Annotated in this window: 22 protein-coding genes and 1 tRNA gene; 20 read left to right on the top strand and 3 right to left on the bottom strand. The window is 66.0% G+C overall.

What is annotated here, in order from left to right; all coding sequences use genetic code 11:
• The first annotated feature begins 112 nt into the window (after positions 1-112).
• The 4 genes from surE to AC13FN_RS00215 are packed head-to-tail and all read left to right on the top strand — an operon-like array spanning position 113 to position 2,978.
• Positions 113-892, top strand: a complete 780-nt coding sequence (gene surE, locus AC13FN_RS00230) for a 5'/3'-nucleotidase SurE (protein WP_049435942.1) — start codon at positions 113-115, stop codon at positions 890-892.
• Positions 889-1,566 (top strand): protein-L-isoaspartate(D-aspartate) O-methyltransferase, encoded by a 678-nt coding sequence (locus AC13FN_RS00225; protein WP_049435940.1) that lies wholly within the window; start codon positions 889-891, stop codon positions 1,564-1,566. Before surE ends, AC13FN_RS00225 begins: the two co-directional genes overlap by 4 nt.
• A gap of 18 nt (positions 1,567-1,584) precedes the next feature.
• Entirely contained in the window at positions 1,585-2,199 is a 615-nt protein-coding gene (locus AC13FN_RS00220; RefSeq protein ID WP_004152860.1) for a YqaA family protein, read from the top strand.
• Positions 2,196-2,978, top strand: coding sequence for a peptidoglycan DD-metalloendopeptidase family protein (locus AC13FN_RS00215; protein ID WP_049435939.1), 783 nt, complete (start codon positions 2,196-2,198; stop codon positions 2,976-2,978). Before AC13FN_RS00220 ends, AC13FN_RS00215 begins: the two co-directional genes overlap by 4 nt.
• Positions 2,979-3,116: 138 nt before the next feature.
• Here AC13FN_RS00215 and AC13FN_RS00210 read toward each other — a convergent pair whose 3' ends face one another.
• Positions 3,117-3,491 carry an Mth938-like domain-containing protein gene (locus AC13FN_RS00210; protein WP_049435938.1) on the bottom strand — a complete coding sequence of 125 codons (375 nt, stop codon included), beginning with the start codon at positions 3,489-3,491 and terminating at the stop codon, positions 3,117-3,119.
• 13 nt (positions 3,492-3,504) lie between these two features.
• Positions 3,505-3,810: a ribosome assembly RNA-binding protein YhbY gene (gene yhbY, locus AC13FN_RS00205; protein WP_004152868.1), complete on the bottom strand. Its 306-nt coding sequence runs from the start codon at positions 3,808-3,810 to the stop codon at positions 3,505-3,507.
• Between the two features lie 65 nt (positions 3,811-3,875).
• On the opposite strand from yhbY, the gene rlmE reads away from it, so the two are divergent.
• The 15 genes from rlmE to AC13FN_RS00130 all read left to right on the top strand — a co-directional run bounded on the left by rlmE (position 3,876) and on the right by AC13FN_RS00130 (position 19,157).
• Positions 3,876-4,508, top strand: a complete 633-nt coding sequence (rlmE, locus tag AC13FN_RS00200; protein WP_005409014.1) for a 23S rRNA (uridine(2552)-2'-O)-methyltransferase RlmE — start codon at positions 3,876-3,878, stop codon at positions 4,506-4,508.
• Positions 4,509-4,577: 69 nt separating this feature from the next.
• Entirely contained in the window at positions 4,578-6,512 is a 1,935-nt protein-coding gene (ftsH, locus tag AC13FN_RS00195; RefSeq protein ID WP_053442800.1) for an ATP-dependent zinc metalloprotease FtsH, read from the top strand.
• A gap of 102 nt (positions 6,513-6,614) precedes the next feature.
• Complete coding sequence (locus tag AC13FN_RS00190; RefSeq protein ID WP_008265807.1) at positions 6,615-6,800, top strand: hypothetical protein; 186 nt, start codon at positions 6,615-6,617, stop codon at positions 6,798-6,800.
• Between the two features lie 552 nt (positions 6,801-7,352).
• Positions 7,353-8,249, top strand: coding sequence for a dihydropteroate synthase (gene folP, locus AC13FN_RS00185; RefSeq protein ID WP_482984335.1), 897 nt, complete (start codon positions 7,353-7,355; stop codon positions 8,247-8,249).
• Positions 8,249-9,202 (top strand): tRNA (adenosine(37)-N6)-dimethylallyltransferase MiaA, encoded by a 954-nt coding sequence (miaA, locus tag AC13FN_RS00180; protein WP_049434773.1) that lies wholly within the window; start codon positions 8,249-8,251, stop codon positions 9,200-9,202. The genes folP and miaA overlap by 1 nt, the downstream gene beginning before the upstream one ends.
• Positions 9,203-9,298: 96 nt before the next feature.
• Positions 9,299-9,574: an RNA chaperone Hfq gene (gene hfq, locus AC13FN_RS00175; protein ID WP_004152891.1), complete on the top strand. Its 276-nt coding sequence runs from the start codon at positions 9,299-9,301 to the stop codon at positions 9,572-9,574.
• A gap of 14 nt (positions 9,575-9,588) precedes the next feature.
• Entirely contained in the window at positions 9,589-10,899 is a 1,311-nt protein-coding gene (gene hflX / locus AC13FN_RS00170) for a ribosome rescue GTPase HflX (RefSeq protein WP_482984336.1), read from the top strand.
• Positions 10,900-11,020: 121 nt separating this feature from the next.
• On the top strand, positions 11,021-11,515 hold the full coding sequence (locus tag AC13FN_RS00165) for a CinA family protein (protein ID WP_005409020.1): 495 nt from the start codon (positions 11,021-11,023) through the stop codon (positions 11,513-11,515).
• Between the two features lie 34 nt (positions 11,516-11,549).
• Positions 11,550-13,232, top strand: a complete 1,683-nt coding sequence (gene ubiB, locus AC13FN_RS00160; protein WP_054171438.1) for a 2-polyprenylphenol 6-hydroxylase — start codon at positions 11,550-11,552, stop codon at positions 13,230-13,232.
• Positions 13,233-13,397: 165 nt separating this feature from the next.
• The gene (gene lexA, locus AC13FN_RS00155) at positions 13,398-14,033 is read left to right on the top strand and encodes a transcriptional repressor LexA (RefSeq protein ID WP_482984337.1); all 636 of its coding nucleotides are present in this window, start codon (positions 13,398-13,400) and stop codon (positions 14,031-14,033) included.
• Positions 14,034-14,237: 204 nt separating this feature from the next.
• Complete coding sequence (recA, locus tag AC13FN_RS00150; protein WP_010484252.1) at positions 14,238-15,275, top strand: recombinase RecA; 1,038 nt, start codon at positions 14,238-14,240, stop codon at positions 15,273-15,275.
• A gap of 110 nt (positions 15,276-15,385) precedes the next feature.
• Positions 15,386-15,877, top strand: a complete 492-nt coding sequence (gene recX / locus AC13FN_RS00145; RefSeq protein WP_010484253.1) for a recombination regulator RecX — start codon at positions 15,386-15,388, stop codon at positions 15,875-15,877.
• 109 nt (positions 15,878-15,986) lie between these two features.
• Positions 15,987-18,635, top strand: coding sequence for an alanine--tRNA ligase (gene alaS, locus AC13FN_RS00140; RefSeq protein ID WP_482984338.1), 2,649 nt, complete (start codon positions 15,987-15,989; stop codon positions 18,633-18,635).
• Between the two features lie 147 nt (positions 18,636-18,782).
• A complete protein-coding gene (gene csrA / locus AC13FN_RS00135; RefSeq protein WP_004152909.1) occupies positions 18,783-18,986 on the top strand; it encodes a carbon storage regulator CsrA in 204 nt (67 codons plus the stop codon).
• Between the two features lie 78 nt (positions 18,987-19,064).
• Positions 19,065-19,157 (top strand) — tRNA-Ser (locus AC13FN_RS00130).
• A gap of 120 nt (positions 19,158-19,277) precedes the next feature.
• Here the strand turns inward: AC13FN_RS00130 and AC13FN_RS00125 are convergent.
• A complete protein-coding gene (locus AC13FN_RS00125) occupies positions 19,278-21,608 on the bottom strand; it encodes a TonB-dependent receptor (protein WP_482984339.1) in 2,331 nt (776 codons plus the stop codon).
• A 138-nt stretch (positions 21,609-21,746) separates the two neighbouring features.
• Between AC13FN_RS00125 and AC13FN_RS00120 the strand changes: the two genes are divergently transcribed.
• The gene (locus tag AC13FN_RS00120) at positions 21,747-22,682 is read left to right on the top strand and encodes a helix-turn-helix transcriptional regulator (RefSeq protein WP_482984340.1); all 936 of its coding nucleotides are present in this window, start codon (positions 21,747-21,749) and stop codon (positions 22,680-22,682) included.
• Positions 22,683-22,792: the final 110 nt, after the last annotated feature.

Genomic DNA, 22,792 nt, shown 5'->3' with positions numbered 1-22,792 from the left:
ATAGACGATGCCCTTGCAGGGTCGACGGCTTCCGCAGGGGAGTACGACGGTCCCGCCCACACTGCACGGTGATGGAATCGAATTCTTGGAAAATCAAGCGGTTAAATCGAAGATGCGAATCCTGGTCAGTAACGACGATGGCGTCGACGCCGCAGGCATCCGGATGCTTGCTTCGGTGCTGCGCGAGGCCGGACACGAGGTCACGGTGGTCGCGCCCGACCGCGATCGCTCCGGCGCCAGCAATTCGCTGACCCTGGACCTGCCGATCCGCCTCAAGCGCATCGACCATTACACCGTCTCGGTGGCCGGCACCCCGACCGACTGCGTGCACCTTGCGCTGACCGGGCTGCTCGAGTTCGAACCCGACATTGTCGTGTCCGGCATCAACAACGCCGCCAACCTCGGCGATGACGTGATCTATTCCGGCACCGTCTCGGCGGCGATGGAAGGTCGCTTCCTCGGCCTGCCGGCGGTGGCGGTCTCGCTGGTTACCCGCAACCATGATCCGAAGCACTTCGAGACCGCCGCGCGCGCCGCAGTGGAGATCGTCGCCCGGCTCAAGGCCGATCCGTTGCCGGCTGACACCATCCTCAACGTCAACGTGCCGGATCTGCCGTGGAACGAGGTCAAGGGCTTCGAGGTCACCCGCCTCGGCAACCGTCATCGCGCCGAAGGCTGCATCGCGCAGAAGGACCCGCGCGGCAGCGAGGTGTACTGGATCGGCCCGGCTGGTCGTGAGCAGGACTCCGGTCCCGGCACCGACTTCCATGCGGTGCGCACCGGCCACATCTCGATCACTCCGATCCAGGTCGACCTGACCCGTTACCAGGCACTGGAGAAGGTGGCCAGCTGGGTTGGCGGCCTCAGTGCGGCGCTGGACCAGCCGGCATGAGCCCACGCCTGCGCCTGCAACCGGAAGCCGTCGGTATCGGCATGACCTCGCAGCGCGTGCGCGACCGACTTGTCGATCGCCTGCGCGAAGCCGGCATCGTCGACGAGCCGACCTTGAACGCGATCCGGGTGGTGCCGCGCCATCTGTTCATCGACGAGGCACTGGCCTCGCGTGCGTATGAAGACACCGCGCTGCCGATCGGCCACGGCCAGACCATCTCGCAGCCCTGGGTGGTCGCGCGGATGACCGAGGCGGTGCTCCAGGTCGCGCCGAAGCGGGTGCTGGAAGTCGGCACCGGTTCCGGTTACCAGGCCGCCATCCTCGGTGCGCTGGGCCTGGAGGTCTACACCGTGGAGCGCATCGGCGATCTGCTGCGCCAGGCCCGCAAGCGCTTCCGTGCGCTGGGCATGAACATCCGCACCAAGCATGACGACGGCCGCGTCGGTTGGGCCGAGCACGGTCCGTTCGATGCCATCGTGGTCACTGCGGCGGCGCCGGCACTGGTCGACGCCCTGATCGAGCAGCTGGCCGGGGGCGGCCGCCTGGTGGCGCCGGTCGGTGGCCCCGGGGCGCAGTCGCTGGTACAGCTGGATCGCAAGGCCGACGGCAGCATCGAACAACACGTGCTGGCGCCGGTCACGTTCGTGCCGCTGCTGTCTGGCATGCTCGACTAATCCACGGAGCAGGGTTGCATGAAGATTTTCGGGCCGCTGTACGAGCGGGCGATGAAGTGGGCGGCGCACGAACGCGCGCCGACCTACCTGACGGTGTTGAGCTTCTTCGAGGCGATCATCTTCCCGGTGATGCCGGAGGTGATGCTGGCGCCGATGTGCGTGGCCCAGCCCAAGCGCGGGTGGTGGTTCGCCACCCTCAGCCTGGCCGGCTCGATGGTCGGGGCGGTTGTCGGCTACGCGCTGGGCCACTTCGCCTTCGAGGCGATCAAGCCGCTGTTCGAAGCGCTGGGCATGCTGCCGGCGATCGAGCAGGGCATCACCACTGTGCAGGCGAAGATGGCCGAGTCGCCGTGGGCGGTGTTCACCTTCCTGGTACTGGGCGGTTTCATGCCCATCCCGATGAAGGTCTTCACGTGGGCATCGGGTATCGTCGGCGTACCGATGCCGCAGTATCTGTTGAGCATGCTGATCGGTCGTGGCAAGCGCGTGTTCGTGCTGGCTGCGGTCATCCGTATCGGTGGTGCGCGTGCTGAAGCGGCACTGCGTCGCTGGATTGAACCGCTGGGCTGGATCGCCACCGCGTTGGTGGTGGTGCTGATCGCCTGGCTTGTATGGAGGTCGAAGTTCGCATGAGTCCTGATCGTCTGAGCAAGGGAGTGCGCATCGGCGCGCTGGCGTTGCTGGTTTCCACCCTGGCCGCCTGCGGCACCGCCACTGTGGTCCGCCCGGGTGGCGGCAGCACCGGTGGCGTGACCACGCCGAAGACCTCGGTGCCCAAGCCCGGGCAGACCGTGGTGGTGCGCAAGGGCGACACCATCTATGCGCTGGCCCGCATCCACGACATCACCCCGGCCGACCTGATTGCCTGGAACAGCCTGGACAACCCCTCGACCATCCATCCGGGCCAGGTGATCCGGCTGTATCCGGCCGGTGCCAGCGGCGGCCGCGCGCCCACCACGGTGGTCACCCCGCCGCGTTCGGGTAGCAGCAGCGGCGGCAGCACCGCGCCGGCTCCGGCGCCAGTCGGTCCGGTGAAGAGCAATATCGCCTGGCGCTGGCCGGCTGACGGCGCGATCGTCGGCCGCTACGTGGCCGGTGATGCGACCAAGCAGGGCGTGGACATCGCCGGCACCAGCGGCCAGGCGGTCAAGGCCACCGCCAATGGCGTGGTGGTGTATTCCGGTGCCGGCCTGGTCGGCTACGGCGAGCTGATCATCATCAAGCACAGCGACCAGTGGCTGTCGGCCTATGGCCACAACCGCAAGCGCCTGGTGAATGAAGGGCAGAGCGTGAAGGCCGGCGAGCAGATCGCCGAGATGGGCCGTACCGGTGCGAACCGCGACATGGTCCACTTCGAGATTCGTTACAACGGCAAGCCGGTCGACCCGCAGCAGTATCTGCCGGCACGCTGATCACCGTGTGATCGGGTAGCGCCGGGCCACGCCCGGCGGCTTTCCGCGCCGCGACGCGGCGCCGCCCGAGCATGGGCTGGGGCGCTACAGAGTACGTGTGATCCAGGGTACCGCCGGGCCATGCCCGGCGACGCCACGTCAGCCTTCGAGAATGAAGGCGGCGGCGACCTTGCGGCCTTCGCCGGCCAGGATATTGAAGGTGCGCGCGGCGGCCGGATTGTTCATCACTTCCAGGCCGATGCCGCGTGACAGGCAGGCGGCCATCACCACCGCTGGCGGGAACACCTGGCGGTCGCCGGTGCCGAGTACGATCAGTGCCGGGTTCAGCGCCAGGATCGGCTCCAGGTCGGCCAGCTGCAGTTCGGCGGCCTGCTTCACCGGCCAGTGCTCGACCAGCTGGTCCGGGGTCAGGAAGAAACTGCTGCCCAGCACCTGATCATTCACCTTGGCCGAGCGGCCATCTGCGGCGCGCAGGCTGTAGGCGTAATCCGGCGGTTCGTGGTTCAGCTGCATGGCAGTAGGGCGATCAGCCGCGCGGCAGCACGATCTGGCGCTGTTCCTTGCTCGGGCGGTACAACACGGCGACGTGGCCGATGCGCTGCACCAGCGCACTTTCGGTGGCTTCGACGATCTCGCCGATCATCACGTCACGGGCGTCGCGGTCTTCGGCAGCGACCTTCACCTTGACCAGCTCGTGGCGCTCCAGCACTTCGTTCAGCTCAGCGATGAAGGCCGGGGTCACACCCTTGCCGCCGGTCTGCAGCAGGGCCTTCAGGTCGTGGGCTTGGCCGCGCAGGAAACGGGTCTGGGAAGCGGTCAGGGCGATGGACATGCAGGAAAACACGGTTGAATGGGGCGATCAGGGTATCATGAGGACCCCATCAGCCCCTATTTTCAATGGCTACCCGCAGCAAAAGCAGCCAGCGCTGGCTCAAGGAACACTTCTCCGACCCCTTCGTGAAGAAGGCCCAGGCCGAAGGCATGCGCTCGCGCGCCGCCTACAAGCTCGAAGAGCTGCTCGAACGTGACCGCCTGCTGAAGCCGCACATGGTGGTGGTCGACCTTGGCGCGGCCCCGGGCGGCTGGTCTCAGCAGGTGCGGAGACAGATCGGCGACACCGGCCGCGTGCTGGCCCTGGACATCCTGGACATGCCGCCGCTGGCCGGTGTGGAGTTCCTTCATGGTGACTTCAGGGAAGAAGCCGTTCTATCGCAGTTTGAAGCCATGCTCGGGGATCAGCCGGTAGACCTTGTGCTGTCGGACATGGCCCCCAATAAGAGTGGTGTAGGCGCGGTCGACCAGCCGCGGATGATGCACCTGGCGGAGCTGGCCCTGGATTTTGCCGACAACCACCTGAAGACCGGTGGGGCATTCCTGATCAAGCTGTTCCAGGGCGAGGGCTTTGACGACTACGTGCGCGACATGCGCCGCCGGTACGACAAGGTCTCCATCCGCAAGCCGGAAGCCTCGCGCAAGCGCTCTCCCGAGGTGTATGCCTTGGGTCAGGGAAAACGCGCCCACATGAAGTAAGCTCGCAACGTACGCAAGTTCGACCCCAACGCAACGCCAGCACTGAGAGGAACACCGGAGCCAATGAGGATGAACGACTTGACCAAGAACCTCCTGCTATGGGTGGTCGTCGCCGTCGTGCTGATGGTGGTCTTCCAGAGCTTCTCGCCGAAGTCCTCCGGGGCCGGGGCGCAGGGCGCGTCGTATTCGCAGTTCCTGGACCAGGTGGACAGCGGCAACGTGCAGAAGGTCGCCTTTGGCGGCGACATGCGCGGCGGTACCAGCCAGCTGACCTACACCACCCGCGGTGGGCAGTCGTCCACCATCACCGCGCCGTTCGATCGTGACCTGATCAACGTGCTGCGCACCAAGAACGTGGAGATCGTGCAGGAGGAGCCGTCCAGCGGCATTTCCCTCGGCGCGATCCTGATGAATTTCCTGCCGGTCATCCTGATCATCGGCTTCTGGTTGTTCATCATGCGCCAGATGCAGGGCGGCGGCGGCGGTGCCAAGGGCGCGATGTCCTTCGGCAAGTCGCGCGCCAAGCTGCAGGGCGAAGACCAGATCAAGGTCACCTTCGCCGACGTCGCCGGCTGCGACGAGGCCAAGGAAGAAGTGGGTGAGCTGGTCGACTTCCTGCGCGACCCGTCCAAGTTCACCAAGCTGGGCGGCAAGATTCCGCGCGGCGTGCTGATGGTGGGCCCGCCCGGTACCGGCAAGACGCTGCTGGCCAAGGCCATCGCCGGCGAAGCCAAGGTGCCGTTCTTCTCGATCTCCGGTTCGGACTTCGTGGAAATGTTCGTCGGCGTCGGCGCCAGCCGCGTGCGTGACATGTTCGAGCAGGCCAAGAAGCATGCGCCGTGCATCATTTTCATCGACGAAATCGACGCCGTCGGCCGCCACCGTGGCGCTGGCCTGGGCGGCGGTCATGACGAGCGCGAGCAGACCCTGAACCAGCTGCTGGTCGAGATGGACGGTTTTGAAGGTGGCGAAGGCGTGATCGTGATCGCCGCGACCAACCGTCCGGACGTGCTGGACCCGGCGCTGCTGCGTCCGGGCCGTTTCGACCGCCAGGTCGTGGTCGGCCTGCCGGACGTGAAGGGCCGCGAGCACATCCTGAAGGTCCACATGCGCAAGCTGCCGCTGGCCGACGATGTCGAGCCGATGGTCATCGCGCGTGGTACCCCCGGCTTCTCCGGTGCGGATCTGGCCAACCTCTGCAACGAGGCCGCCCTGTTCGCTGCGCGTGGCAACGAGAAGGAAGTCCGCATGGACCACTTCGACCGTGCCCGCGACAAGATCCTGATGGGTGCCGAGCGCCGCTCGATGGCCATGAGCGAAGAAGAGAAAACGCTCACCGCTTACCACGAAGCTGGTCACGCCATCGTCGGCCGCCTGGTGCCCGAGCATGACCCGGTCTACAAGGTCACCATCATTCCGCGCGGCCGTGCGCTGGGTGTGACCATGTACCTGCCGGAAGGCGACAAGTACTCGATGAACCGCGTGGCGATCAAGTCGCAGCTGTGCTCGCTGTACGGTGGCCGCGTCGCCGAGGAGCTGATCTTCGGTGCCGACAAGGTCACCACCGGCGCTTCCAACGACATCGAACGCGCCACCAAGATGGCCCGCAACATGGTCACCAAGTGGGGTCTTTCCGACCAGCTTGGCCCGATCGCCTATGGCGAAGAGGACGACGAAGTGTTCCTGGGTCGTTCGGTCACCCAGCACAAGAGTGTCTCCAACGACACCGCTCGCCGCATCGACGAGGAAGTGCGCAACATCCTCGACGAGGCCTATGCGCGTACCACCGAGCTGATGACGGCCAACCTGGACAAGCTGCACGCGATGTCCCAGCTGCTGCTGCAGTACGAGACCATCGACGCGCCGCAGATCGACGCCATCATGGAAGGCCGCGAGCCGCCGCCGCCGGCCGGCTGGAACAAGTCGAACAAGGACGGTGGCAACGACAAGGGCGGCGACGCCCGTCCGCTGCCGCCGATCGCAGGCCCGGCCGAATCGCACTGACGGCCCGCTGCATGTGACACCAGACGAGGCCGGGGCAACCCGGCTTCGTCGTTTCCGGGCCACTGGCCCATCCCGAAGAACCGCACTGACGCTGGAGCCCGCATGTCCGCCCCGAAGCCCGAACCGATTTCCCACACCGTCGAAATGGTCATCGCCACCGTGGTCGGCGTGGGTGTGGGCCTGGGCGCCGACAACCTGCTGCTGGGCTGCGTGGTGGGTATCGCGGTCGGCATCGTGCTGAGCATTGCCAAGACCCTGTACGTGGATCGCAAGCGCCGCCGTCGTTGAGGGCGCGGCAGGGCTGCGCCCTGCACCTGCTACGAGCCAGAGCAACAGCAACAGCGGGTTGCTGGGGATGGCGGGGTGGTGTGGGTTGGCAGGACACGCCGTAAACCCGTCCTTGGGGGCTCGATGGCGCCATCCATGGCGCCAACGGTCCTGCCAACCCACACCGCCCCACCTCTGACAGATTTCGGTGGCTGTTGGTAGGTGTCGACCTTGGTCGACGCGGTGGATCCACGCCATGCGTGGATGCATTTCGATTCCAATTCGAAATATTCGATTCCGATGGAGATTCATCCACGCATGGCGTGGATCTACTGCAGATCGCGGAAATCTGTCGAAGGCGGGGTGGGTCCGGTTGCGGGGGCGTGAGCCGCATGGATGCGGCGACCGAGCTTACATGGACGTACTTGCAGCGGCCCCCGCAACCGGACCCACCCCGCCATTCTTCAGTAAACCCGCTGTTGCTCCGGCTGTTGCTGTCGCTCTGGCCTCGGCGGGTGCAGGGCGCCGCCCTGCCGAACTAAACTACCCGCCGTTGTCCCTGCAGGATTGCCCATGTTCGATACCTCGCCCCAGCTCGATTGCGCCGGCCGCATCCTGCGCCTGGACCGTGCCCGGGTCATGGGCATCGTCAATGTCACCCCGGACTCGTTCTCCGATGGCGGCGCGCACGACACCACCGAGGCGGCCGTCGCCCACGGCCTGAAGCTGGTCGAGGAGGGCGCCGACCTGCTCGACATCGGCGGCGAATCGACCCGCCCGGGCGCTGCGCCGGTATCGATCGAGGATGAGCTGCGCCGGGTGATTCCGGTGATCGAGCAGCTGGCCACCCGCACCCAGGTGCCGATCAGCATCGACACCTTCAAGCCGGAGGTGATGCGCGCGGCGGTGGCCGCTGGCGCCGGCATGATCAACGACATCTTCGGCCTGCGTCAGGACGGCGCACTGGAAGCCGCTGCCGACGTCGGCGTGCCGGTGGTGCTCATGCACATGCAGGGCGAGCCGGGCCACATGCAGGGGAATCCACACTACGACGACGTGGTCGCCGAGGTGCACGGCTTCCTGGTGCAGCGCCTGTTCGCTGCCGAGATGGCAGGTATCGCGAAGAAGAACCTGCTGATCGATCTCGGTTTCGGCTTCGGCAAGACCACCGCCCACAACATGACCCTGCTGGCCCGCTCGGAGCGCTTCCTGGAGCTGGGCGTGCCGATGCTGGCTGGCCTGTCGCGCAAACGCAGCCTGGGCGAGCTGACCGGGCGCGACACCCCGTCTGAACGCGTGGCGGCGTCCGTGGCCGCGCATCTGATCGCGGTGCAGCGCGGTGCGCGCATCGTGCGCGTGCATGACGTGGCGGCTACGGTGGATGCGCTGAAGATCTGGCAGGCCGTCGACGCCGTGCCGACGCCACGTGCCGACGCCACGCCGACGATCCGCTGGCCGGACGAAGATTGATGGGCATCGACCGGCGGCCACTGGCGATCGCCGTGATGGGGCCGACCGCCAGTGGCAAGACCGCAACCGCGATCGCCCTGGCACAGCAGCTGGATGGCGAAATCGTCAGCGTCGACTCGGCGCTGGTCTACCGCCACCTCGACATCGGCTCGGCCAAGCCTGACGCCGCCGAGCGTGCACAGGCGCCGCATCATCTGCTGGATCTGCGCGATCCCTGGCAGACCTACTCGGCAGCCGAGTTCGCCGCCGATGCCGGCCGGGTTGTGGCCGACATCGTGGCGCGTGGCAAAGTGCCGATCCTGGCCGGTGGAACGGGGCTGTATTTCCGGGCCCTGCTGCAGGGCCTGTCGCCGATGCCGGAGGCCGACCCGGTGATGCGCGAGGCGCTCAGCGCCGAGGCGGCCGAGCGTGGCTGGGCGGCACTGCATGCTGAGCTTGCAAAGGTCGACCCGGCTGCGGCGGCACGCATCCATGCCACCGACCCGCAACGCATCCAGCGGGCGCTGGAGGTCTACCGCCTGACCGGCACCCCCATCACCGAATGGCAGCGTCGGCCGGGCGTGGCGCCGCTGCCGGTACGCACCCTCAAGCTGATCCTGGCGCCGCGTGACCGCGCGGTGCTGCACCAGCGTATCGAGGCGCGCTTCGACGCCATGCTGGCGCAGGGCTTCCTCGACGAGGTGCGGGCATTGCGCGCGATGCCGGAAATGGCCGCCGTGACGGCGCCGCTGGACCTGCCGGCGGTGCGCGCGGTCGGCTACCGCCAGGCCTGGGAATACCTCGACGGCGAGGGCGATGCCACCCGTTTCCGTGACAAGGCGATCTTCGCCACCCGGCAGCTGGCCAAGCGCCAGCTGACCTGGCTGCGCGGCGAACTTGATGCGCGCTGGTTCGACCCCCATATCGACCATGAGCGCCTGGCCGGCGCGGTGTCGACCTTCGTCGCACGCTGAACCGCCGCCAGCCGTGTAACATCATCGGTCGGCGGGCGGCTCGGGGGCCGTGGCAACCGTCGGCAACCCAATAAGAACAATAAACAGGAGTGTGCAATGTCCAAGGGGCAATCGCTGCAGGATCCTTTCTTGAACGCACTGCGGCGCGAGCGCGTGCCGGTTTCGGTGTACCTGGTCAACGGCATCAAGCTGCAGGGCACGATCGAGTCGTTCGACCAGTTCGTGGTCCTGCTGCGCAATACGGTCAGTCAGATGGTTTACAAGCACGCCATTTCCACGGTCGTTCCGGCACGCAACGTGAAGGTCGGTCCGGGCGGTGGTTACGTGCAGTCGGGTGAAGGTGGTCAGGCAGGTGATGAAGCAGACGAGTAATACCGGAGCGGTGAATGTTTGACCGCTCGAAAAAGGGCGAACACGCCCTGTTGATCCAGCCCCATTTCGGCAAGCTGGAAGACGATGTGCTGGAAGAATTCGGTGATCTGGCCCGCTCGGCTGGGGCCAGCATTGCCGCGACGATCACCGCGCGCCTGGACCGTCCGAATCCGTCGACCCTGATCGGCAGCGGCAAGCTGGACGAGATCAAGGCTGCGGCCGACGCCAGTGGTGCCGACCTGATCCTGGTCAACCATGCGTTGAGCCCGGGCCAGGAGCGCAACCTGGAACGCTTCCTCGAGCGTCGGGTGATCGGCCGTACCGGCCTGATCCTGGACATCTTCGCCCAGCGTGCGCACAGCCACGAGGGCAAGCTGCAGGTCGAGCTGGCGCAGCTGCGTCACCTGGCCACGCGGCTGGTGCGCGGCTGGACCCACCTGGAGCGCCAGCGCGGCGGTTCGATCGGCCTGCGCGGCCCGGGTGAAACCCAGCTGGAAACCGACCGCCGCCTGCTGCAGAAGCGGGTCGAGCAGCTGCAGAAGCGCCTGGAAAAGGTTGAAGTGCAGCGCACCCAGATGCGCCGTGCGCGCGTGCGCAGCGAGCTGCCGCGCGTGGCCCTGGTGGGTTACACCAACGCCGGCAAGTCGACCCTGTTCAACGCCATGACCGGCGCCGAGGCCTATGCCGCCGACCAGCTGTTCGCAACGCTGGATCCGACCGTGCGCCGCATTGCGGTGCCGGGGGGCAACGTAGTGCTGGCCGATACCGTCGGCTTCGTCCGTGACCTGCCGCATGATCTGGTCGCCGCATTCCGCTCGACCCTGTCCGAGGCGCGCGAGGCTGATTTCCTGCTGCACGTGGTCGATGCTGCCGATCCGCACCGCGAGGAGCGCATCGCGCAGGTGGACGAGGTACTGACCGCGGTCGGTGCCGGTGACCTGCCGCAGCTGCTGGTATTCAACAAGATCGACCGCATCGACGGTGCCGACGTCCGCCACGATGGCCAGGATGGTATCCCGGACGAGTCCCGTCGCGAGCGGGTGTGGATTTCCGCGCGTGACGGGCAGGGCCTGGAGCTGCTGCAGGCAGTGCTGGGCAAGCGCCTGGGCCTGCAGCACGTTACCGGCGAACTGCGACTGCCGCCGGATGCCGGCCGCCTGCGTGCGCGCCTGCACCAGCTGGAAGTGATCCGCAGCGAGCAGGCCGATGAAGATGGCTGGCTGCTGCAGGTCGACCTGCCGATCGCCGAAGCCGAAAAGCTGGCCGCCAGTGCCGACGGCGCGCCGATCCGGGCGCTGCTGCCGGAGAAACTGCCGGAGTGGTGAGCTAGCGGCCCGGCCCGGTAGTGCCGGCCGCTGGCCGGCAGCGCGACCTTGCTGGAGGGGCGCGACATCCGGCTGTCATCTGCGGTACAACGTGCAGGTTCTTCACCCCACCGTCATGCCGATGTCCATTCCCACCGACGCCGATCTCAATGCCCAGTCCGCCGCGCTCGGGCAGCGCCTGCAGCAGGCCTCGCTGCAGCTGGTGACCGCTGAAAGCTGCAGTGGTGGCTGGATCGCCAAGTGCATGACCGACATCGCCGGTTCCTCGGCGTTCTTCGACTGCGGCATGGTGGTCTACAGCTACGAGGCCAAGCAGCGCCTGCTGGGCGTACGCGCGCAGACCCTGGAGCAGTTCGGCGCGGTCAGCCGCGAAACCGTGCTGGAAATGGTGTCCGGTGCGCTGGTCAACTCCGGCGCCGGTATCGCCGTCGCGGTGACCGGGATCGCCGGCCCCGGTGGAGGGAGCCCGGACAAGCCGGTCGGCAGCGTCTGGATCGGCTGGAAGCGCCGTGGCGGCTATGCCCGCGCCGAACTCTTCCAGTTCGATGGTGACCGCGAAGCCATCCGCCGGCAAACCGTGGCGGCGGCATTGCGCGGTATCGACGCCCAGCTGTGACATGCTGCTCCGGTAATCGTCCGGAGCACGCATGATGTGGGAAACGCTGGGCACGGTCCGTGACCTGGGCCGACTGCAGGAAATCGCCGTCGTCCTGATCCGCTATGGCTTCGGCGATGTGGTGCGGCGCATCGGCCTGGCCAGCACGCTGGAGCGGGCAGGGCGCCTGCTGCACTGGAACGAGGAGCGGCAGGAGCTGCTGCGGATGACCGCGCCGGTGCGTGTGCGCAGCGCAATGCAGGACCTCGGCCCGACCTTCGTCAAGCTCGGCCAGGTGCTGGCGACGCGTGTCGACCTGTTGCCGCCGGAATGGATCGCCGAGCTCTCTGAGCTGCAGAACGCGGTGCCGGCGCTGCCATATGCGGATATCCGCGAGCAGCTCGAAGCCGATCTTGGTGCGTCTCCGCAGGACGTGTTCGCGTTCCTCGATGAAACCCCGATGGCCGCCGCCTCGCTGGCGCAGGCCCATCGCGCGCGCCTGCATGATGGTCGCGAGGTGGTGCTGAAGGTGCGCCGCCCCGGCATCCGCGATGTGGTCGAGGCCGACCTGCGGCTGCTGGCCCGCCTGGCCGAGATCGTCGAGGCCCGACTGCCAGACCTGCGTCGTTACCGCCCGGCCGAAGTCGTGCAGCAGTTCACCGTGTCGCTGCGCCGCGAGTTGGATTTCGCCGCCGAATGCCGCAATGCCGAGCGCATCGCGCGCAACTTCAATGGTCGTGATGACATCCTGATTCCCCGCGTGCACTGGCAGTGGACCTGCGAGAGCCTGAACGTGCAGGATTTCGTCGACGGCATTCCCGGCCGAGACCTGGCCGGTGTCGATGCGGCCGGGCTGGACCGCCGCGAGCTGGCACGGCGTGGCGCCGACATCGTGTTGAAGATGGTGCTGGAGGACGGCAGCTTCCACGCCGACCCGCACCCCGGCAACATCATCTATCTGCGTGATGGCCGCATCGGCGTGATTGATTTCGGCATGGTTGGCGCGCTGTCCGAAGTACGGCGTTTCCAGGTTGCGCAGCTGCTGCACGGGCTGGTCGAGCAGGATCCGCAGGGCGTGGCTGACGTGCTGCTGGACTGGGCCGGCGGTGTCGAGGTGGACGAGAACCGGCTGCAGCACGACATCAGCCAGTTCGTCGATCAGTACCGTGGCGTGCCGCTGAAGGACCTGCGCATCGGCCTGATGCTGGGCGACATCACCCAGCTGCTGCGCAGCTACAGCCTGACCCTGCCGGCCGATCTGGCACTGATGATCAAGGCCTTCCTGACCCTGGAAGGCATGGGCCGCCAGCTGGACCCCGATTTCGACATGGCCAGCGCCGCGCGCCCGTTCCTGGAGCGCGTGGTGCTGCAGCGCTATGCGCCCAGGGCGCTGCTCAAGCGTGGCCGGCGCAGCCTGCTGGGCCTGGTCGACTTCGCCGGTGAGCTGCCCCGCGACCTGCGCAAGCTGGTGCAGGCGGCGCGCCGTGGGCGGCTGCAGCTGAAGGTGGAAACCAGCGCGCTGCAGGGCTTCGGCGAGCAGGTGAACCGTGCGGCGAACCGGCTGGTGATGGGCATCGTCACTGCTGCGCTGATCATCGGCTCGTCGATCGTGATGCACAGCGTAGGGGGTGTCTCCAGCCGCTGGCTGCTGGCGCTGGGTGTGTGCGGTTTCATCGGCGCCGGCTTCTGCGGCGTGTGGATCCTGTTCTCGATATGGAGAAGCGGCAAGCACACCTAGTGTGCTTGCCGCACCGATTCCTGTAGAGCCGAGCCATGCTCGGCTGCTCTTGCCCAGGTCAGCCCAGCCATTCGCCACATTGCCGAGCACGGCTCGGCACTACAGATGTCGCCGTGTCGTCTCCGGCACTTGCAGTCCTGCACGTTAGTAGTAATACTACTAACCATGGACCTGACCGACACCCAGCAGGCGATCCTGCAGTTGATCGCCGAGCGTATCGAGAGCGAAGGCGCGCCGCCGTCGCAGACTGAAATCGCACGTGCGTTCGGCTTCAAGGGCGTGCGCGGGGCCCAGTACCACCTGGAGGCCCTGGAGCAGGCCGGTGCGATCCGTCGCATCCCGGGCCAGGCCCGCGGCATCCGCCTGGTGCAGGCGCCGCCGGTCGAGAAGCTGGCCGAGCCGGGCCTGCCCGACAGCGTGCTGCGCCTGCCGGTGCTCGGCCGGGTTGCGGCGGGCCTGCCGATCGGCGCCGATATCGGCTCGGACGATTTCGTGGTGCTGGACCGGGTGTTCTTCTCGCCGGCACCGGACTACCTGCTGAAGGTGCAGGGCGATTCGATGATCGACGAAGGCATCTTCGACGGTGACCTGATCGGCGTGCACCGCACCCGCGACGCCCATTCCGGCCAGATCGTGGTGGCCCGCATCGATGACGAGATCACCGTCAAGCTGCTGAAGATCGCCAAGGATCGTATCCGCCTGCTGCCGCGCAACCCCGACTACAAGCCGATCGAGGTGCTGCCGGACCAGGACTTCTCGATCGAAGGCCTCTATTGCGGCCTGTTGCGACCCAACCGTTGACCCGTTCCATAGCGCATTACCCCGCGGTCTTTTGTGGCGATTCTCTGGTTCCACTGAGGTTGGTACGGATGTCCGATAATTCTTTTCAGAGCGCCGGGCAGAATCTCAGCCTGTGCGATACATCCGACTTAAAGTGAGCCCATGGCAAAGAAGACCCCCAAAGACAGCACCTCCAACGACACGACCTCTGCAAGGACCCAACCGATGGACGAGAACAAGAAGCGCGCCCTCGCTGCAGCTCTGGGCCAGATCGAAAAGCAGTTCGGCAAGGGCTCGGTGATGCGCATGGGCGACCGCGTGGTCGAGCCCGTCGAAGCCATCCCGACCGGTTCGCTGATGCTCGACATCGCACTGGGCATCGGCGGTCTGCCGAAGGGCCGTGTCGTCGAGATCTACGGGCCGGAATCCTCGGGCAAGACCACGCTGACCCTGCAGGCCATCGCCGAATGCCAGAAGATGGGCGGCACCGCGGCCTTCATCGACGCCGAGCACGCGCTGGACCCGATCTACGCCGCCAAGCTGGGCGTGAACGTGGACGACCTGCTGCTGTCGCAGCCGGATACCGGTGAGCAGGCGCTGGAAATCGCCGACATGCTGGTCCGTTCGGGTTCGGTCGACATCCTGGTGATCGACTCGGTCGCCGCGTTGACCCCGAAGGCTGAAATCGAAGGCGAGATGGGCGATCAGCTGCCGGGCCTGCAGGCCCGCCTGATGAGCCAGGCACTGCGCAAGCTGACCGGCAACATCAAGCGCTCCAACACCCTGGTGGTCTTCATCAACCAGCTGCGCATGAAGATCGGTGTGATGATGCCGGGCCAGAGCCCGGAAACCACCACCGGCGGCAACGCGCTGAAGTTCTATGCCTCGGTGCGCCTGGACATCCGCCGTATCGGCGCGATCAAGAAGGGCGACGAGATCATCGGCAACCAGACCAAGATCAAGGTCGTCAAGAACAAGCTGGCGCCTCCGTTCAAGCAGGTCATCACCGAGATCCTATATGGCGAGGGCATCAGCCGCGAAGGCGAACTGATCGACATGGGCGTGGATGCCAAGCTGGTCGAGAAGGCCGGTGCCTGGTACAGCTACGGTGAGGAGCGCATCGGCCAGGGCAAGGACAACGCCCGCGGTTACCTGCGCGACAACCCGACAGTTGCTGCGAAGCTCGAAGCCGAGCTGCGCGAGAAGTTCCAGCCGACCGAAGCCAGCCGTGAGGAAGGCGACGACGAAGGCGACGACGAGTAAAGCTTGCTGTGGGGCAGGGCGGCGCCGTCAGTGACGTCGCCCTGTCCCGCAGGTTCGAATCGCCCAGGGATGGGCTGGGTGCCACGGATGGCGCCACCCTTGGAGTACGCATGTCCGACGCCGACGACATTCCCACCGGTCGCAAACGCCGGCCGCGTGAGCAGACCCCCGTGCAACGGGCGCTGGGCCTGCTGGTCCGCCGCGAACACTCGCGCAAGGAACTCACCCGCAAGCTGACCGCACGCGGCATCGAAGACGATGCGGCGCAGGCGGCTGTCGCCAAGCTCACCGAGGCCGGCTGGCAGGACGACACCCGTTTTGCCGAGAATCTGGTGCGGATGCGTGCCAACACCGGCTATGGGCCGATCCATGTCCGCGCCGAGCTGGGGACCCACGGCCTGGACAGTGCCGCGATTGCCGCGGCGATGGACAGCTACGAAGGCGACTGGCAGGAAAACGCCCGTGATCTGGTCCGTCGACGCTTTGGCGAGGCCGGCCCGCAGGACCTGACGCAGCGGCGCAAGGCCGCCGATCTGCTGGCCCGACGCGGCTTCGACGGCGACAGCATCCGCCGCGCGACCCGCTACGACCCGGATGACTGAGACTGGCGGCGCCGGGCCTGATACCCTTTAGGTTTTCGGCGGTCCCTCGCGACCCTGGCCAATGCGGCCGGTGGTCCGGGCCCGCCGGCCCGCAGACTGCCAGCCCCCAATGAACGCATCCGCCAAATTCACGACTTCCCAGATCCGCAGCGACTTCCTTGAATTCTTTAAGGGCAAAGGCCACACCATCGTGCCGTCGGCGCCGCTGGTGCCGGGCAATGATCCGACCCTGCTGTTCACCAACTCCGGCATGGTGCAGTTCAAGGACGTGTTCCTTGGCGCGGAAAAGCGCAGCTACGTGCGCGCGGCCGACGTCCAGCGCTGCCTGCGCGCGGGCGGCAAGCACAACGACCTCGATCAGGTCGGCTACACCGCACGCCACCACACCTTCTTCGAAATGCTGGGTAACTGGTCGTTCGGCGACTACTTCAAGAAGGACGCGATCGCCTGGGCCTGGGAACTGCTGACCCAGGTCTGGAAGCTGCCGGCCGAGCGCCTGCTGGTCACCGTCTACCAGACCGACGACGAAGCCTACGAACTGTGGCGCGACATGGTCGGCATTCCGGAAGCGCGCATCGTGCGCATCGGTGACAACAAGGGCGCGCCGTTCGCTTCGGACAACTTCTGGCAGATGGCCGACACCGGCCCGTGCGGGCCGTGCACCGAGATCTTCTACGACCACGGCGACCATATCGCCGGTGGCCCCCCGGGCTCCCCGGATGAGGACGGCGACCGCTTCATCGAAATCTGGAACCTGGTGTTCATGCAGTTCGACCGCCAGCCGGATGGCACCCTGGTGCCGCTGCCGGCGCCGTGCGTGGACACCGGCATGGGCCTGGAGCGCCTGGCGGCGATCCTGCAGCACGTGCACACCAACTACGAGATCGACCTGTTCCAGGCTCTGATCCGCAAGGCCTCCGAGCTGACCGGCACCGCCGACCTGGAAAACAAGTCGCTGCGTGTGATCGCCGATCACATCCGTGCCTGTTCGTTCCTGATCGTCGATGGTGTGCTGCCCTCCAATGAAGGCCGTGGCTACGTGCTGCGCCGTATCATCCGCCGCGCCCTGCGCCACGGCTGGATGCTGGGCGTGCGCCAGCCGTTCTTCAGCAAGCTGGTGCCGACCCTGGTCGAGCAGATGGGCGAGGCCTATCCGGAACTGCCGGCAGCGGTGGACACCGTCACCCGTGCGCTGCAGGCCGAGGAAGAGCGTTTCGCTGAAACCCTCGACGCCGGCATGAAGATCTTCGAGGACGTCGCGGGCAAGGCCAGCAATGGCGTGATCCCGGGCGTTGACGCGTTCCGCCTGTACGACACCTATGGCTTCCCGCTCGACCTGACCCAGGACATCGCCCGCGAGCGCGACCTGACCGTCGATATCGCCGGCTTCGATGCTGCGATGGAACAGCAGCGCGAAACCGCACGTGCGGCCGGCAAGTTCGGTGGCGGCGTGACGCTGCCGGCCGAGCTGGTGGCGACCCTGAGCCCGACCCGGTTCCTCGGCTACGACCGCCTGCAGGCCGACGGCCTGACCGTGCTGGCCCTGCTCAAGGACGGCCGTCCGGTGCAGTCGGCCGATGCTGGTGACGCAGTCATCGTCATCACCAACCAGACCCCGTTCTACGCCGAGTCCGGCGGCCAGGTCGGCGACACCGGCGTGCTCACCGGCAACGGCGTGCGCCTGGTGGTGGAAGACACCCAGAAGTTCGCCGGCCAGTTCCATGGCCACGTCGGCACCCTGTCCGAAGGCGGCCTGAAGGTCGGCGATGTGCTGTCCGGCCAGGTGGATGGCGAGCGCCGTGGCGCCACCATTCTCAACCACTCGGCCACCCACCTGTTGCACGCCGCCCTGCGCGAAGTGCTGGGCACCCACGTGCAGCAGAAGGGCTCGCTGGTCGCTCCGGACCGCCTGCGTTTCGACTTCTCGCACTTCCAGCCGATCAGCGCGGAAGAGCTGGCCGTGATCGAGCGCAAGGTCAACCAGCAGGTGCGCGCGAACAACGCCGCCGAAGTGCACAACATGGGCATGCAGGAAGCGCTGGACTTCGGTGCGATGGCGCTGTTCGGCGAGAAGTACGGCGAGCACGTGCGCGTGCTGAAGATGGGTGACTACTCCACCGAGCTGTGCGGCGGCACCCACGTCAACCGCACCGGCGACATCGGCCTGTTCAAGATCACCTCCGAGGGCGGTGTTTCCGCCGGCGTACGCCGCATTGAGGCCGTTACCGGTCAGGGCGCCCTGGATTATGTGGATGCCGAAGAGGCCCGCCTGGCCGAAGCCGCCGAGCTGCTCGGCGGCAGCGCCACGGACGTGGTCGAGAAGATCCGTGCCCTCGGCCAGCGCCAGAAGCAGCTGGAGCGCGAACTGGAAGCCGTGAAGGCCAAGGTCGCCGCCGGTGCCACGGCCGACCTGTCAGGCCAGGCCGTCGAGGTTGCTGGCGTGAAGGTGCTGGCCGCCCGTCTGGAGGGTTTCGACGCCAAGGCCCTGCGTGACGCCATGGACCGCCTCAAGCAGCAGCTGGGCGACGCGGTGATCGTGCTGGCCGGCGCCCAGGACGGCAAGGCCGCCCTGGTCGCGGGTGTGAACGGCAGCGCAATGGGCAAGGTCAAGGCTGGGGAACTGTTGTCCCATATCGCCAGTCAGATCGGGGGCAAGGGCGGCGGACGCCCGGACCTCGCCCAGGGTGGTGGCGAGGACGGGCCCGCCCTTGCCACTGCGCTGGCTGCAGTCGTCGAATGGGTCAGCCCCCGCCTGTGATGAACCTGGCCGTCCCCCTCCTTGTAGGAGCGGGACGGCTGACGGTACCATTGCGAATCTTTTCCCTTTGTCGTGGTAGCGCTTCTTGACGGAGCGTCAAGCCGGTGGGGGATACCCTTCCACACGGTTCCATGGAGACTTACAAAAATGTTGATCCTGACTCGCCGCGTCGGCGAAACCCTGATGATCGGTGACTCGGTGAGCGTCACCGTGCTTGGCGTCAAGGGTAACCAGGTGCGTATCGGCATCACCGCGCCGAAGGACGTCGCTGTGCATCGCGAAGAGATCTATCAGCGCATCCAGCGCGGTGACGAAGCCGGTGGCACCGGTAGCGAAAATTCTGCCGAATAACGCTTTACCTTCGCACTCGATTAACGTTATGATTCACGCCCCGCTGAGGTGCAACGCACCAGACGCGGAGAAAACCCCGGAGTGATGCCCGAGTGGCCGAAGGGGCTCCCCTGCTAAGGGAGTATAGGGTCAAAAGCTCTATCGAGGGTTCGAATCCCTCTCACTCCGCCAGATACAAAGAAGCGCCTGCAGATCCTCGATCTGCAGGCGTTTTTCTTTATGGCGGCACTCATTGCCGGTGCACCATCCACTGATCATCGATCAATGGATGGCGCTTCGGATGCCCCCGGCTCAGAGCCTTACCGTCACCCCCACCTGGAACCCACGCCCCGGCAACGGCGCGATGTATTTCAGCGGCGAGTTGTGCGGGCGTGCTTCCTCGTTGAGCAGGTTGCTGCCATTGACGAACACCTCCATGCCGGCGATGTAGCTGTTGCGCACCGGCAGCTCGCGGCTGACCTGCAGGTCGACCAGATTGAAGGCATCCAGCGGCACTTCCTCGCTGACGTTGCGGCCGAGGTACTTCTGCGTGTCGTAGTAGGTGCTGGACAGCTGCGCCTTCCAACCCTCGCGTTGCCACTGCAGGTTGGCGCCGTAGCGGTTGGTCGGCATGTTCGGCAGGTACTCGCCGTCGTTGTGGGCACGCAGCGAATCGGGGTGATCGGCCTTGTTCTTCACCAGGTCGGCGAAGGCAGAGATGTTCAACGTGCCATAGCGGCCAAGGTCCAGAGCCTGCGATGCGTCGATCTCGAAGCCCTTCACCGTGGTGTCGGTCTGCTTCCAGTACTTCAGCGGCAGGCGGTTGGCCGTCTGCACGCCGGAATAGCCGAGGTAGAGATAGTTCTCGTATTTCATCCGGTAGGCGGTGGCCGACAGTTCGAAACCGCCTACGTGGAACAGGCCGGTCAGCTCGAGGTTCTTCGCGCGTTCCGGCTCAAGGTTCTGGTTGCCTTCTTCCTGGGTCATCACCGAGTAGTGTGCGTTGCTCGCATACAACTCGTTGATCTCCGGTGCGCGCTGCGAGGACGAGTAGCGCACCTTGGCGGCGAACAACGGACCGAGCTCGACATACGAACCCAGGCTGTAGCTGTTGAGCCGGAAGGAACGATCCTGCAGTTTCGTGTTGGCGGCATTGCGCGCGGTCTTGAAGCGGCTTGGTTGCAGGTCATGGTCAACGCGCTCGTGGCGCACGCCAGCGTCAAAACTGGCCCAGCCGAAGTCCAGCGTCTCCTTCAGGAACACCGCGTTGCTGCGGGTGTCGACGTCAGGCAGGTAGCGCAGCGAGCCGCTGCCGGTGACATCACGCGACTGGTGGCTGAATCCGAGCAGGCCGCTGAGCGGTCCGATCCGCTGGTGGCTGAGCAGCAGTTCGGCCTGGGTGCTCTCGAAATCGTAGTCGTTGGCTCGGGTGGCACCCAGCCGCTCGCCCGAGGTGTTGTCCAGCTTGGAAACACGCAGTTCGGCGCGCTCGAACCACGGCAACGGATCGCGCAGCAGGGCTTCCAGTGCGTAGCGTTCCTGCTTGATCACCACGCCCACCGGCAATGCGTTGGCGTAGTTGGAACCGAACGACAGGTTCTGCATCGAGAACCCCGGCACGCCGTATTCGCTGTCCTTGGCATCGATGCTGACACCCACGTAACCACGCTCGAAGAACAGGGTCGACCCGAACGCCACCTGCGAATTGCGCGCGTAGCTGTTGCCCAACCGGTGATGGTAATCGGGCGTCACATCGTTGTTGATCTGCTTCTGTACGTATGACGGCGTGCCGGCGACATAGGCCGGATTGACCGGATTGATGTAGGTGCGGCGCTGCCAGATCGAGGTCGGGTTGTTGGTGTAGAACGAGAAATCACCATCGGCCCAGTCCGGGTTTTCGGTCATGAACTGGTCGATGTAGGGCTGCGAGGCCTTGTTGTAGATCTGCTGGACGCGCGCCTCCTTCTGGCAGCTGTCGGCCAGCGCCGAGTTGACGCCGCCGGTGGGCGGGAACAGCCCGGTGTTGCAGACACTGGCCTTGCTGTTGCCGGGGATGTCGTAGTGCGAGATACGCTGGCGCGAGACCTGCAGGTTGGTCGAGAGGTTGCGCTGGTTGTTGAAGTTCATGCGGAAGCCCTGCGCGTCGGCGGCATTGAAGCCCTTGCGCAGGACCAGTTCCATCGACTGGTCCTTGTCTTCCATGCTGCGCGAGATCAGGCCCGAATCGATCTCCACGCTGCCGCCGATCGCATTGCCGCCGTAGCGCACGGTGTCGGAGGACTTGTTGACGGTCACACTGCGTACGAACAGCGGATCGAACGGAATGTTGATGTCGCCGCTGATCGCGTTCATGCCGAGGATGGACTGGCCGTCCTGCAGGATCTGCACGCGGTTGCCGCTGAGGCTGCGGATGACCGGAGCGCCGGCATTCGGCCCGAAGGCGCTGCTCTGCACGCCGGAGACGTGTTCGAGCAGGCCGCCGAGGGTGCGGTTCTGCGCGTGTGGGTTGTCGACAGTGACCCGGCTGTCGATGCGCGAGGGCTGGGAGGCCTGGACCTGGAGGGTGGGGAGGGTGGGTTCGTCCGCGGCCTGGGCGGTGTGGACGACGAACAGAATGGCAGCAGCAAGCAGGTGGCGACGCATGGCACGATCCGTGAAAACAATGTGAAATGTTATAACGTAACTATTTGTATCGACAAGGGTGGAATGGGCCTTGTGGCGGGGCTGGATATGAGAATGGTTCTCATATGAAAATGCAGGACGTTCCAGCCTGGTCCCATCATGCTCAACCTCACCCTTGCCGACCTCGATCGCCTGGGCCGCAGCAGCGGCTTCCGCTATCGCCTGCCTGCACTGGCCGCAGATCTGTCGGGTGAACAGTGCGTGGTGCAGGGCAGGGTGGAGCAGCGTCGCCTGCGCCCGGGCATGACCTTGGCGCTGTCGGACGTGATCGCCCATCAGCCGTTCGAGGCAACCTCGGAATCGCCGCCGGCCTTCTCGGCGATCGTGATGCTGGAGGGACGCGCAGGGGCCCGGTTGGCCGGGCAGGCGGTGATCGGCATGAGCCCGGGCGCCGGCGCGATGGTGCTGGCCGAGGCGGCGCCGATGACCGCGATTCATCCCGCAGGGCAGCGGATGCGCAGCCTGAATGTCTCGTTGGAGGCACCCGACGGGATTGACGACCCGATGATCAGCGAACTGCTGTCCACCGCACATCGCACCGGTCACCCGCGGTTACGTGGTTGGCAGGTCCCCGGGCACCTCGAGCACGCCGCTGACCAGCTGCTGTCGGGCAGCTGGCACGGCGCGATGCATGCACTGCTGTGCGAGAGTATCGGCCTGCAGATGCTGGCCTTGGCGCTGGGCGCACCTGCGCGGGAGGCATCGCCGGACCTGCGTGTTTCAGCACGTGATCGTCGCATGCTGCTGCGGGTGATAGATTGCCTGCAGGCGGCTCCAGCCGCCGACCATTGCCTGGAGGATCTGGCGCGCCTGGCCTGTATGAGCCCAAGCAGCCTGCGCCTGAAGTTCCAGCAGGTGTATCAGTGCTCGGTGTTCGGCTGGCTGCGCGAGCATCGCCTGCAACTGGCCTGCGAGCAGCTGCGGCAGGGTTGCAGCGTGCAGCAGGCCGCGCATTTCGTCGGCTACCGGCACGCTACGAATTTCGCCACCGCGTTCCGTGCGCGCTACGGTATCGCGCCCAGCCAGCTGCGCTGACCCCGGATCAGCGTCGGCAGCGCGCATACATCTGCTGCGTCCGGGCATACGTGTGCTCACGCTCAAATGACAATAATTCTCATCCAGCCTTTCCCTCCTGCTGGATCTCC

The organism is Stenotrophomonas sp. 115C5 (assembly GCF_056861055.1).
Note: the sequence above shows the minus strand (reverse complement) of the source record. Positions and strands in the feature narration are given on the sequence as shown.

What these genes read in the sequence shown, in the direction of transcription:
- csrA (WP_004152909.1), top strand. Translation starts at nt 18,783, where the DNA reads ATGTTGATCCTGACTCGCCGCGTCGGCGAAACCCTGATGATCGGTGAC.
- surE (WP_049435942.1), top strand. Translation starts at nt 113, where the DNA reads ATGCGAATCCTGGTCAGTAACGACGATGGCGTCGACGCCGCAGGCATC.
- ubiB (WP_054171438.1), top strand. Translation starts at nt 11,550, where the DNA reads ATGTGGGAAACGCTGGGCACGGTCCGTGACCTGGGCCGACTGCAGGAA.
- AC13FN_RS00215 (WP_049435939.1), top strand. Translation starts at nt 2,196, where the DNA reads ATGAGTCCTGATCGTCTGAGCAAGGGAGTGCGCATCGGCGCGCTGGCG.
- recA (WP_010484252.1), top strand. Translation starts at nt 14,238, where the DNA reads ATGGACGAGAACAAGAAGCGCGCCCTCGCTGCAGCTCTGGGCCAGATC.
- hflX (WP_482984336.1), top strand. Translation starts at nt 9,589, where the DNA reads ATGTTTGACCGCTCGAAAAAGGGCGAACACGCCCTGTTGATCCAGCCC.
- folP (WP_482984335.1), top strand. Translation starts at nt 7,353, where the DNA reads ATGTTCGATACCTCGCCCCAGCTCGATTGCGCCGGCCGCATCCTGCGC.
- AC13FN_RS00220 (WP_004152860.1), top strand. Translation starts at nt 1,585, where the DNA reads ATGAAGATTTTCGGGCCGCTGTACGAGCGGGCGATGAAGTGGGCGGCG.
- AC13FN_RS00190 (WP_008265807.1), top strand. Translation starts at nt 6,615, where the DNA reads ATGTCCGCCCCGAAGCCCGAACCGATTTCCCACACCGTCGAAATGGTC.
- rlmE (WP_005409014.1), top strand. Translation starts at nt 3,876, where the DNA reads ATGGCTACCCGCAGCAAAAGCAGCCAGCGCTGGCTCAAGGAACACTTC.
- yhbY (WP_004152868.1), bottom strand. Translation starts at nt 3,810, where the DNA reads ATGTCCATCGCCCTGACCGCTTCCCAGACCCGTTTCCTGCGCGGCCAA.
- recX (WP_010484253.1), top strand. Translation starts at nt 15,386, where the DNA reads ATGTCCGACGCCGACGACATTCCCACCGGTCGCAAACGCCGGCCGCGT.
- AC13FN_RS00225 (WP_049435940.1), top strand. Translation starts at nt 889, where the DNA reads ATGAGCCCACGCCTGCGCCTGCAACCGGAAGCCGTCGGTATCGGCATG.
- AC13FN_RS00210 (WP_049435938.1), bottom strand. Translation starts at nt 3,491, where the DNA reads ATGCAGCTGAACCACGAACCGCCGGATTACGCCTACAGCCTGCGCGCC.
- alaS (WP_482984338.1), top strand. Translation starts at nt 15,987, where the DNA reads ATGAACGCATCCGCCAAATTCACGACTTCCCAGATCCGCAGCGACTTC.
- ftsH (WP_053442800.1), top strand. Translation starts at nt 4,578, where the DNA reads ATGAACGACTTGACCAAGAACCTCCTGCTATGGGTGGTCGTCGCCGTC.
- AC13FN_RS00125 (WP_482984339.1), bottom strand. Translation starts at nt 21,608, where the DNA reads ATGCGTCGCCACCTGCTTGCTGCTGCCATTCTGTTCGTCGTCCACACC.
- miaA (WP_049434773.1), top strand. Translation starts at nt 8,249, where the DNA reads ATGGGCATCGACCGGCGGCCACTGGCGATCGCCGTGATGGGGCCGACC.
- lexA (WP_482984337.1), top strand. Translation starts at nt 13,398, where the DNA reads ATGGACCTGACCGACACCCAGCAGGCGATCCTGCAGTTGATCGCCGAG.
- AC13FN_RS00165 (WP_005409020.1), top strand. Translation starts at nt 11,021, where the DNA reads ATGTCCATTCCCACCGACGCCGATCTCAATGCCCAGTCCGCCGCGCTC.
- AC13FN_RS00120 (WP_482984340.1), top strand. Translation starts at nt 21,747, where the DNA reads ATGCTCAACCTCACCCTTGCCGACCTCGATCGCCTGGGCCGCAGCAGC.
- hfq (WP_004152891.1), top strand. Translation starts at nt 9,299, where the DNA reads ATGTCCAAGGGGCAATCGCTGCAGGATCCTTTCTTGAACGCACTGCGG.